The following is a 12,039-nucleotide window of genomic DNA, read 5'->3' as shown; positions in this document are numbered from 1 at the left end:
GGGTGTCCAGTAGACTGGGTCAGTGACCAAGAGTCAAGCGGATGTCGTGCGGGCCGCGCTCGACGTCCTCGACGAACGGGGAGCCGCCGCCGTCTCGATGCGGACGATCGCCGAGCGGCTGGGCGTACGAATGAACACCGTCCTGTGGCATGCCAAGAGCAAGGCACGCCTCATGGAGTTGATGGCCGACGCGATCGTCGCCGGAGCATCCCTCGACGATCTGCCGGCGCACTGGCAAGAGCGCGCCGTCGAGCTGATCCGTCGCTATCGGGCCGCCCTGCTGGCACACCGCGACGGCGCGGCCGTCGTCACCGGCACCTACGCGGCAGAACCGGCCACCTTGAACTTCGCCGAAGCCTTGGTCACGGCGATGCTGGATGGCGGACATCCCGACCAGCAGGCCGCCTGGGCCTGCTGGAGTCTCATCTACTTCACGCTCGGGCTCACCCAGGAGGAGCAGGCGTTGTCCAACCGCTCCACCACCGAACTCGACGTCGGCCCACGCCCCGCGCTCCAGCGCGTGATGCCAGCCCTGGTCAACGCGTCCTTCGAGCAGCGATTCGAGTTCGGCATCGCCAAGTTCCTCCGGTAAGGGGCCCTGAACCCGACCTGCCGGTCGGTGACACCGAAGGGCACGCCCGAGGTGATGTCGAGCGGTTCACCATGCGTACACCGTCGTCATCTGACAGATGTCTCGACGCGATGTGCTGTCCAAGACTGCAGACAGTCCCATCGATGTGGTCGCATGCGCGATCACGCCTGCCGGAGGTCTGCCATGTCGACGACACACTCAGCATCCGCGCCACCGGGTTCGGCGAAGAGGTCGAACCTCAGGTGGTCGCGGCGTACGCGACAACCGCGGCTGGTGATCGCGTTGCTCGCCACGGCCCTGGTCGCGGCGACCGCGACAGCCGTCGTCGGCCCGGCCACGCCGGCTTTCGCCAACGACCACTACGGCAGCATCGAGTCCGCCTCCGCGGCGAACCGGGACTGGATGTCACGGGTGTCGGACGACGCGAGTCTGGCCGACCTGTCGATCCCCGGCACCCACGACACCCTCGCGCTGTGTGGTCACTCGGCGAGCCAGAACGGCAGCGACTGCGAGTTCATCTCGACGAGTCTCACGCAGACCCAGGAGAAGCATGGGTACAGCGCCGAGACTCTGGCCACCCAACTGGACGCGGGTGTCCGGTCGATCGACATTCGGGTCCGGGTGGACAAAGGGGATGCCGGGCTGACGTTTACCGTCCACCACGGCGTCTACTACCAGTGGGCCAACTTCACCGACGTGCTCACGAAGATCGAAACCTTCCTACGGGCGAACCCGACCGAGACGGTGCTGCTGAACCTCAAGGCCGAGTGCCTGGGCAGCGGAACGAGTTGCGCCGACGCGTCGGGCTACGACAGCACCGAGTGGCGGCGGAAGGTCTTCGACTCGTACCTCACCGGGCTGTACCACACCGGCAACGGCGAGGAGACGAGGCAGGGGAGGGCCTGGGGGAGCCTGTTCTGGGCCGACTCGGTCGACGGCGCCGCGCAGACGACGACCCCGACCCTCGGCGCCGTACGCGGAAAGATCGTCCTGCTCGGGTTCCGCGGGCCGTCCGGCGGCATCTACGGCGGCTACGGCATCGGACAGCTCTACCCGGCTGGCGGCTCCTACGAGGGCTACGTGCAGGACGACTACAGCGTCCCCCTGGTCAGCGACATCGACGACAAGTGGGAGAGGGTCCGGACGCACCTGCGCAAGACCAACGGGGTGTGGGACGCCAACCGTGGCGAGCAGACTCGACACGATCACGAGCCGGGCGCGTTGTACATGAACTACAGCAGCGGCACGGGGGACTTCGCCCATCCGTACACGGTCGCCGGCGGCACCCCGACGGCGACCGGGGTCAACGAGTTCCTCATCCAGTGCCTGCGGGGCAGCAACGACAGGTGCCCGGAGTTCTTCCCGAACCGGGCGGGCAACTTCGGCGGACGAGAGACCATGGACCGGCTCGGCATCGTGATGATGGACTTCCCGGGCGGAAAGCTGATCGACGAGATCGTCGCCCGCAATCCCGCCGGCCGGGCCGGTGGCAGCCGCAACGGCGGCGCCGGCGACCCGATGGAGCAGCATCCCGGCGGTGACAACGGCGGCACCCGTCCGGTGGTGCCGACCGACCACGCGCAGTGCCGCCCGGACGGCATGATCCCGACCGCCGGCACCAGCACCCCCTACTGCCGGGCCTACCAGGGCGACGGCCGGGAGTGGCTCGGGCAGGGCCGGAGCCGTCGGGTGATCGGCTACTTCAACGGCAGCCGCACCGGCGCCGACGGCAAGCCCTCCTACCTGGTCAAGAACATGCCGTGGTCAAAGCTGACCCACATCAACTACGCCTTCGCCCGGGTCGAGAACAACCGGATCTCGGTCGGCGCGGACAGCCCGAACAACCCGGCCACCGGGATGACCTGGTCCGTCCCCGGCACCGAGATGGACCAGAGCCTGCCGTACCGGGGGCATTTCAACCTGTTGACCACCTACAAACGCCTGCACCCCCGGGTGAAGACGCTGATCTCGGTCGGTGGCTGGGCGGAGAGCCGCGGCTTCTACGGCATGACCACCAACGCCGACGGTACGACCAACCAGGCCGGGATCAACACCTTCTCCGACTCGGTCGTCGACTTCCTCGGCCGGTACGGCTTCGACGGTGTCGACATCGACTTCGAGTACCCGACCGTGCTGGACGACACCGGCAACCCGAACGACTGGAGCGATGCGCGCCCCCGCCGCAAGGGACTGCCGACCTCGTACACGGCCCTGATGAAGACGCTGCGCGAGAAGCTGGACCGCGCGTCCGCCACCAACGGCCGTTACTACCTGCTCACCTCCGCCACGTCGGCCTCCGGCTATCTGGTCCGGGGGATGGAGAGCCAGAAGGCGCTGCGCTACCAGGACTACACAAACCTGATGGCGTACGACTACCACGGCTCCTGGAACGACGTGGTGGGCCCGAACGCCGCCCTGCACGACGACGGCAAGGACCCGGAGCTGAGCGACCTGTACTCCACGCCGGAGTACCAGAAGCTCGGCTACTTCAACACCGACTGGGCCTTCCACCACCTGCGCGGCGCGATGCAGGCCGGGCGGATCAACATCGGCATCCCGTACTACAGCCGGGGCTGGCGCAACGTCACCGGCGGCAGCAACGGCATGTGGGGCAAATCCGTCGGCGGCACCTGCCAGCCGGGCACCGGTCTGGTCCGCCCGTGCGGCGACGGCGCGGTCGGCATCGACAACATCTGGCACGACGTGGACGCCAACGGTCGGGAGGTCGGCGCGGGGGTCAACCCGATGTGGCACGCCAAGAACCTGGAACGCGACCTCACCCCCCGCTACAGCAAGGCGGTCGGACTCAACCCGGACAGCGACCCGAGCGACAGGCGCACCGGCACGTACGACCGGTACTGGGACGCCACCACCCGCACGGCCTGGTTGTGGAACCCGGAGAAGAAGACCTACCTCTCCATCCAGGACACCGAGGGCCTGGACCAGGTCGTCGACTACGTCAACCGCAAGGGCGCGGGTGGCGTGATGATGTGGGAGCTCTCCGGTGACTACGAGTGCCCGGCCGAGGCCACCGGGGACAACCCCTGCGTGATGGGCCACACCCTGACCAACCGGCTGCACGAACGGCTCCAGGGCGCAGCCGCGTACGGCGACAACCGCAGCACCGGCAGTTCGGTGCAGCGTCCGGCGCTGGCCGCCGATGTGACCGTCGACCTGGTCCGCTACCCGACCGACACGGCGAGCCTGTGGCCGCTGACCCCGACCGTGCGGATCAGCAACAACACCGGGGTGACCATCGGCGGCGGCAGGGACAACGTCATCTCGTTCGACCTGCCGACCTCCACGCCCGCACTGGTCAAGGACGGCAACTGGCAGACCGGCGCCCAGGGCGGTCGATGGCAGGTGCAGGCCGGGCACACCGGCCCGAACGCCGGTACCGGGCTCTCCGGCACCTTCCACCGGGTCAGCCTCGCCCTGGACTACTGCCAGATCATCCCTGCCGGGCAGAGCCTGGAGGTGCCGATCATCTACTACATCCCGGCGACCGGCCCGGTGAACACCACACTCAAGCTGGGCGGCACCACGTTCGCCTCGGCGCCGGAGCACAACCGGGGCGCCGCGAAGGTGATCCCGGCGACCGGCGGATGTACGGCACCGGCCTGGGACGCCAGCAAGGTCTACAACCCGGCGACCCAGTCGGTGGAGAACCTCACCGTGAAGTACGCCGGAAAGGTCTGGCAGGCCAAGTGGTGGACCCAGGGCAACGTGCCCGGCACCGGGGCCAACTCGGACCTGGAACCCTGGCGGCTCATCGGTCCGGCCGGCTAACGCCGGTGTGAGGGGGCCCGTCCGAGCCGGCCAGGCTCGGACGGGCCCACCGCCCGTCAGCCGTCGGTGCCGCTGCCCGGGCCCTGGCGCAGCGCCGCACCCGCGATCTCCACCCGGCTGCGCAGGCCGAGCTTCGTCAGGACCCGCGAGATGTGGGTCTGGGTCGTGCGACGGGTGAGAAACAGACTCTGCGCGATGTCCGGTGTCGACCGGCCGGCGGCGACCAGCATCGCGATCTTCTCTTCGGTCGGGGTCAGGGCGTCCCAACCGTGCTGGGCCCGTCTGGTCCGAGCACCCCGCACACCACGCCGTATCCCGTGACCGCGCAGCCGTGCCGCGGCCCGGCGGATGTCCCAGCTTGCGCCGAAACCGCCGTACAGGTCGAGGGCCTCGTCGAGGGCGGCCCGCGCCTGCGTGGTGTCACCCCGCTGGGCGAGAACGGCAGCGAGATCCTCCAGCGTCCCGGCGAGTTCCACGGGCGCCCCGCAAGCCCGGTAGTGGGCCACCGCCGAACCTATCGACGTCGGGTCGCCGAGGTACAGCCCGCGACACCGGTCGGCGGCTGCGGCGGCCCGGGCCGGAACCTGCTCCGCCGCCGCCTCGGCCAGACAGGTGCGTACCCCCGCCTCGGCCGCCGACCGGTCGTCGACGGCCAGGGCGAGCCGGACGAACCCGGGCAGCCACTGGTGCGTCAGGGTCATCTCACCGGGTCGGCGGTCGAGAAGGCCACTCAACCGGTCCAGCGCCAGTCTCAGGTCGCCGTCCTGTTCCGCGGCGAGTGACCGCGCCACGACCAGGAAATCGGTGTTCTCCCGGTCGGCGACGGTCACGACCGGGCGGTCGAATCCGGCCCGGATATGTGTGGTGGCCCGGGACCGCTCGCCGCGGTGGCCGGCGATGAGCGCGGCGACACCGTGCCAGAGCCATCCAGGGCCGCCTTCGCGCAGCCCACGGTACGTCGACGCCGAGGTGTTCTGCGCGACCGCGTTCAGTTCGGCCAGCGCGTCGTCCCACCGGCCCAACCAGAACATCAACACCGCGGCGGTCACCCCGGACGTGGTGTCGTCACTGCGGTTGGCCGTACGCAGAAACTCGCGCGCATCGTGCAGCGCCGTTTCGGCGTCCGTCCACCGGCTCAGATTCTGTAACGAGAAGATCCGTCCGTGCAGGACGAAAGCCCTCAGGTCGACGTGGTCCGCGACGGTACCCAACGTCTCGATCGCCAGCTCGGCGCTGTCCAGGGCGAGCCGGTGCCGCCGCCGTACCGAGTGGCTGGCCCAGAGACCGGTCAGTGCGTACGCCGTCGCGAACGCGTCCCCGGCCGCTCCCGCGGTGCGCAGCGCGTCCCGGACGGTCGCGTCCGCCACCTCCAGGTCACCGCAGCCGGCGCGCTGGAACATCGCCAGCGCGGCGAGCAGTCGTGCCCGCCAGGCGGCGGGCACGTCACCTGCGGCGAGGGCGCGGCGTAGGTTGGCCACCGCCGCGGTGTTGTGCCCGCCGCTGAACAGCGCGCGGGCGAGCATCCAGTGCAGGCGGCCACGGTCGCCCGGGTCGACGACACCTCCGAGGGCCTGCCGAATGCGGGCCGCGGCTTCCTCGTGTTGCCCGTTGGCGATGAGGGCCCGGGCCAGGTTCATGCCGAGAGCACTCTGCTCGTCCTCGTCGCCCGGATCGTGGTCGATCTCCCGACGCAGCAGCTCGGCCGCGAGGTGCGGCGCGCAGCCCGCCAGCACCGGTGCGGCGTCGGTCAGCCAGCGTCGTGCCCAGCGGTGTCCCACCACGCCCGAGGCCAGCAGGTGCTGGGCCACCCGCTGCGACTCGACGCTGGCGGCCTCCAGCGCACGTGCCGCGTCCAGGTGCAGGGCCGCCCGCAGCGCAGCCGGCACACCGTCGTAGAGGGCCTGCCGAAGCAACGGGTGCCGGAACCGCATCCGCGCACCGGCCTCGACCAGGATTCCCGCCGCCACCGCCTCCTCCAGGTCGGCGGAGAAGTCGATCGCCGGCCGGCCGAGTAGCGCCGCGAGCTCGGTGACCGTGAATTCGCCGCCAAGCAGCGCCGCCGCCCGCATCAGCTCGACGGTGCCATCCGGGACGGTACTCAGCCGACTCTCCAACGCCGCGGCCAGCGACCTCGGCACAACGCTTCGACCCGAGTCGCGCACCTCGGCCTCCGCGCCGATGTCCACCAGGCCCTCCCGAACCAGTGACTCGGCCAGCTCCCGTAGGAAGAGCGGATTGCCAACGGCCTGAGAAGCGAGCCGGACGAACCCCGCCCCGGGTGGCGCGCCCACCAGTTCGGCGAGAAGGTCGCGGACCGCATCCGGGGACAGTGGGCCGAGCGGAATGCGGACCACGTCCCGACGGCGCGACACGTCGCGCAGCCGCCGTACGGCCGACCGGTGTGCGCCGGGGCGATACGACAGGACCAGCAGCAACGGCAGGTGCGCGGCGACCGAGGTCAGGCGGCGGCATACGTCGAGGGAGGCGTCGTCGGCCCACTGCACGTCGTCGACGACCAGCACCATCGGCCCGTCGGTGCACAACTCGTCAACCAGTGCGACGACCATCTCCACGGCGGCCGCGTGGGTGGCGTCGGCGAGGTCGAGGGCGGAACGCCTGCCGCCGAGGAACGCCGCGATCCGCGCGCGGCGGGGGTCGGCCGCACGCGGCCCGATCTCCAGGCAGTCACGCAGCACGCCGAGGAGCGGCGGGTGGGCCAGCTGGTCGGCGACGCCTTCCGCCACCTGGCAGCCCGACTCCCGGCCGAGCCGGGCACCGGCCGCCATCAACGACGACTTGCCGATCCCCGGTTCGCCCTCGACCCACACCGTCGCGCCGATGCCGCGACGCAGCTCGTCCACCGCGTCCTGTAGTACCGCGATCTCGGCCGTGCGTCCGACCAGGAACACTGAAGGGTCAACGGAAGTCAGCATGGCCCCTCAGGTATAGCAAAATAGACGGCAGGCAATGAATGCGCGGCTGCGCACTCCCGCACTCCGGTATTCTCGGAATTCGATTTCCGCCGTTCAGCCGGGACCAGCACCGCGACTTCGGCGACCACCGCAGCACGACGACTCACTCCGAACCCGCCGGGCAACGGCCGCCGCCCGGCGAACCGCCCTCAGGTGCGTCGGCACCGAGGAGCAGGGCTTCATCGGGCCGTACGAGGGGCCGACCAGCGCGCGCAACGGTGCCCGTGCCCCCTGACCATCGACCACGTCACCCCGACAGGCCCGGCGGCGGCGGCACCGGGCCGGACCGGTGCCGCGCCATCCGTGCGTTCATCGGCGGGCAGCCACGTCCGCCGCGAACGCGGCCACCCAGGTCAGCGCGGAGTTCCAGTTGATGGTGACCTCGTTGACGGACCAAGCTTCGAGATTGTCGACGTAGCAGAGCTGCGGGGCGCAGCCGTGCAACCAGCTCGCCGAGAGCGGGTCCTGGAGGCTGGAGTTGGGCCCCCCGGCGACCGACCCCACCGGCGGGTTCGGCAACCGGGCGTCGAACGATCTCGCGTACCACCGGCTGTGCTGGTTCTTCGCGTCGTTGCTGCCGTAGCCGGTGACGTACGACTGCCCGAGGGCGTTGCGGCCCAGCAGGTAGTCGAGGCCCTCGAAGACGGCGTCGGCGTACCGGCCGTTGCCGGTGAGGTCGTAGGCGGTGGCCAGGACGACCTGGTTGTTCAACATGGACGCGTTCGATCCCCAGTCGTAGCGTCCCGTGGTGGGGGTGTAGGTCTGCCCGAAGCGCTCGGCCTTCTGAAATGAGATCAACCGGTCCGCGGCGGCGACCACCCACCCCTTGATCTGCTCGCGGTCGCTCAGCTCGGTGCCGAAGCGCGCCAGGTCGAGTTGGGCCAGCGCGGCCACCGAACCCCAGTAGAAGCCGTTCTGGCTGAAGGCCGTACCAGCGGTGTGGAACCGGCTCACCCGCACGGCGGTCAGGTAGGTGGCGTCCCTGGTGGTCAGGTACAGCTCGGCGGCGGCCCAGTAGAACTCGTCGGAGACGTCCCCATCGTTGTACGGCCCTCCGCCGCTGCGATCCTCGTACGGTGCGAAGAGCGCCGGGTTGGCCCGGGCCGCGGCGTACGCGCGTTCCGCCGACGCGCGCAGCCGGGCGGCGAAGCCGGCGTCGTACGGCTGGTAGATCCTCGCTGCCTGGGCCGCGACGGCGGCCAGGTTCAGGGTGGCCGCCGTCGACGGCCGGTGCAGTTCCCGGGGTTTCTTGTCCTGGTGCGGCAGCATCGGCGGCCCGGTCCACGTGTCGTCGTGCACCTTGTGGTGGACCATGCCGGCCAGCGGGAGACCGTCGGGCACCTGCATCTTCAGCATGAAGTCGAGGTTCCAGCGGGCCTCGTCGAGGATGTCCGGAACGCCGTTGCCGCGTTCCGGCACGGCCAGCGTGCCGTCGCCGAGCGCAGCCGGCCGGTTGCGCTCCCACGTCGACAGGAGCTGGTACGTGGCGATGCCGCCGTTGACGACGTACTTGCCGTGGTCACCGGCGTCGTACCAGCCGCCGGTGACGTCCAACCGGTAGCCGCAGGTCCAGTTGTTCATGAACGACTTCGGCTGCTGGCAGGGCACCTGGGTGTCGCCACCGTTCGGTGACTCCGCGACGTGGCCGGCCGGTCGTGCGTAGGCCGCACCGGCGATGCCCCCGTCGATCGCGATGCCACTGCGGTTGGTGTAGAAGAAGCGGGTCGCGTCGGTGCGCAGCCGGTCGTACAGGTCCGCGCGGATGTCGAACGGGTGACTGGGCCGGTCGACCCAGCCGTCGTACACCAACTCGAACCTCCCGGTGGCCGTGACGTGGCTGAAGTCGATCACATGGGTGTTGGCGCTGGCCGACGCGTCGAAGCCGGTCGGGGTGGTCCGGCCCGTCGCCACCGTCGCGCCGCCGCCGGCCCGACGCAGCGTCCACGGCACCGGGTAGGACGCGCCGTACAGCAACGTCGCCCGCTTGGGCCCGTTGGGCAGGTAGCCGTGTTGGTTCACCTTGAGGTCCGGACCGGCGTCGGCCCGGTACGCGTACTCGGTGCCGGTGAGCGTCACGTCGTCCATGCAGAACTCGTACGGTGTGCTGGACTTGCCGAGCCGGAACTGGAGCTGGGCCAACCGGTACGGCTCCGGGTAGGTCGTGGTGATGCTGTACTCGTACTCCTTCCAGGCGGTGCCGGTGGTGAAGCCCTTGTTCAGGTACGTGACATTGGTGGGGTTGTCGAAGGGCGCGAGGTAGATCAGCGGGTTCGCCGCCGTGTTGGTGCGAGCACGGAACCGCAGCGTGTACGTGGCGCCGCCGGGTAGGTAGATGCTGTTGTGCCCGACCAGGACGTCCCACGGGTTGGTGGACGCGGGCGCGGTCACGCAGAAGGTCCCGCCCGCCAGTTTCGGCGTCATCCCCGCGTTGGTCCACCACGGCTTGTCCGTGCCGGTGAACGTGCTGTTCTGCAACAGCCGGCCGTCGAGCTGCGGTCGCGGTGGCCCACCGCCGTACGCCGGCAGCGTGCCCGCCGGCAGGTCCTGTCCGCCGCCCTGGCCGGGCTGTCCCGGGCCGGGATCCGCGCTGCCGTAGCGGGGCAGCAGCCAACCGTCGAGGCCACCGGAGGCGGCGCTGACCAGGACGAAGTCGTTGATCAGGTCGGCGTTGAGGTCGGCGAACAGGCCGGTGGTGCCGGCGAACGGGCCGTCGTCACGGATCGGGCCCAGTGACCGCCAGCCGGTCGTCGCGCTCCACGGTGCGCCGGTGTTCTCCCAGGCCTGCACCTTGCCGCTGGGGTAGTCGACGCGCAGCACGTCGGCCCGGCGGTCACCTGTGACATCCGTGAACGTCGTCTGGTAGTAGCCGTCGGCGGGGGTCGCGAAGCCGCTGACCGAGTGCCAGTCTCCCGGCACCGGCGTCCGGCCCGGGGACCGGTTCTCCCAGAGGCTGGCGTGGCTCAGCCGATCCGAGTTGATCAGGTCGTCGTCTCCGTCGCCGTCGATGTCGACGAAGCGCGGGTTCTCGTAGCTCAGGTCGTTGGCCACGATGGTCGGTGACCCCCACCTCTTCTGCGCGCCGTCGGACTCGTTGCGAGACATCCAAATGGTCCGGGTCCCGGTGGGCGACTCGTCGGCGGCCTGCAACCGGAGGTAGTCGTCCCGGTCGTCGCCGTCGAGGTCGCCGAAGTGCACAGTGCTGGGCAGGCCCCGGTCCGGCGGGCTGATGTCACCGAGGGAGGTCCAGGTGGATCGGGGGCCGTTGTTGCGCCACGCCGGTATCCGACCGTCGGGCTGAACGATGACGTGGTCGGCGTCGCCGTCGCCGTCGAGGTCGGGGAAGTGGGTCTCCGAGCCGGCCGGGGCGGCGTCCCGGAACTCCCCGATCGGGTCCCAGCGCGGGCCGATACCGTTGCGGGGCTCCGGCCGCCACTGGTAGAAGTCCTGCGCGACCACCAGCCGCGCGCCGAGGGCGTTGGGGGAGGGTTGCAGAGAGCCGCCGAGTCCGGGCGTGAAGATCTGCCCGTCCTCGAATTGCCACCGGGACACCTCGGCCTGCTCCGAGCAGAGGGTGCTGCCGGTGTTCCGGGAGTTCGCGTCCCAGGACAGGCACCGCTCGGTCGCCGGGTCGGCCTGCGGCCAGGCGAGCTGGTACTGGCCCGGCGCCGTGCTGAAGCGCACCTGTAGGGCCTCGTCGAGGCTGCCGCGCGGCGTCCGGACGTGCGGTCCGATGTCGTCACCGTCGTTCGTCTTCGACGCGAGCACCGCGTTCTCCAGGTGGCGGGCGAAGAAGCGGTACGTGTCGCCGGGGACCGGGGCGTAGCAGTCCCGCTCGGTGGTCGTCCGGGGTGCGAGGCCACCGCCGGAACCACAGCCGGCGTTCACGACGTAACGGACATACCTGTGGTCGGAGTTCCCGCCGCGAACCTCGGCGTTGATGGTGTTGTTGTTCCCGTTGCTGGCATAGGCGAAGTCCAGCTCCTCGCCGCCCTCGTGGGTGGGTCGGTTCGCCGCGACCATGTGGCTCTGTAGCGCGGCCGGCATCCGTGCCGGGTTCTGGTTGAAGTCGGCGAGCACCATCCATTCGCCGGTGGGGTGGCGGGTCATGAACTGCCGCGCCGTCTCGATGATGTCGGCGGCGTCGTTGGCACTGTTCGCACCGTTGGACAGCGCGTGGGCGGTGAAGTACCAGTCAGAGCCGATCTGGACGCCCATCATCGGCCGCGAGTTGAACCGCGAATGCACCGGCAGGATCACGGCGTCGGTCACCGTCTCCCGGGTGACGATGGCCAGGCCGTTGCGTTGCTGACCGGTGTCGGCCCAGTAGATCAGCACATTGTCCGGGCGGTCGGCCGTGCCGATGTTGTACCGGTGCTCGGTGACTCCGGCCTCGGAGAATTGCCGCTCGGTCCACACCGCACGGGCGGGAGGTGCGCTGCCCGCCTCCTGGAGAGCGGCGACCTGCACCCCTTCCTGGTTGAGCATCTGCTGCACAGCGCTCACCCACCGCGACTCCGGACGCCCTCCGCCCCCTTGGTTCTGGCCCTGCATGTTCCAGGACGCGGTGACCCGGTCCTGCGGGGCCGCCACCGCCGGTGTCGACGGCCCGATGGCGGACAGCACCGTCGCCGCCGTCGTCACCGCGATGACCGCGGCTAGCCGCCTGCGCGTAGCGTTCACGTCAGA

General features: G+C 70.1%; 4 protein-coding genes. 2 read left to right on the top strand and 2 right to left on the bottom strand.

The window, feature by feature from the left end:
• The first annotated feature begins 22 nt into the window (after positions 1–22).
• Both ACGFIW_RS18915 and ACGFIW_RS18910 read left to right on the top strand, forming a co-directional pair.
• On the top strand, positions 23–592 hold the full coding sequence (locus ACGFIW_RS18915) for a TetR/AcrR family transcriptional regulator C-terminal domain-containing protein (protein WP_393317047.1): 570 nt from the start codon (positions 23–25) through the stop codon (positions 590–592).
• A 273-nt stretch (positions 593–865) separates the two neighbouring features.
• Positions 866–4,381, top strand: coding sequence for a phosphatidylinositol-specific phospholipase C domain-containing protein (locus ACGFIW_RS18910; protein WP_393317044.1), 3,516 nt, complete (start codon positions 866–868; stop codon positions 4,379–4,381).
• A 56-nt stretch (positions 4,382–4,437) separates the two neighbouring features.
• Here the strand turns inward: ACGFIW_RS18910 and ACGFIW_RS18905 are convergent, their stop codons facing one another.
• Together ACGFIW_RS18905 and ACGFIW_RS18900 are read right to left on the bottom strand one after the other, a co-directional pair.
• Complete coding sequence (locus ACGFIW_RS18905; protein WP_393317041.1) at positions 4,438–7,314, bottom strand: ATP-binding protein; 2,877 nt, start codon at positions 7,312–7,314, stop codon at positions 4,438–4,440.
• Between the two features lie 348 nt (positions 7,315–7,662).
• The gene (locus ACGFIW_RS18900; protein ID WP_393317038.1) at positions 7,663–12,033 is read right to left on the bottom strand and encodes a glycoside hydrolase family 9 protein; all 4,371 of its coding nucleotides are present in this window, start codon (positions 12,031–12,033) and stop codon (positions 7,663–7,665) included.
• Between the last annotated feature and the right edge of the window lie 6 nt (positions 12,034–12,039).

Origin of the sequence: Micromonospora sp. NPDC048935, assembly GCF_043197875.1 — a bacterium.
In the GTDB taxonomy this organism is placed as follows: Bacteria; Actinomycetota; Actinomycetes; order Mycobacteriales; family Micromonosporaceae; genus Micromonospora.
This window is presented reverse-complemented; position numbering and strand designations above follow the sequence as displayed.

Excerpts from the sequence above, each read along its gene's own strand:
- ACGFIW_RS18905 (WP_393317041.1), bottom strand. The coding sequence starts at position 7,314 with ATGCTGACTTCCGTTGACCCTTCAGTGTTCCTGGTCGGACGCACGGCC.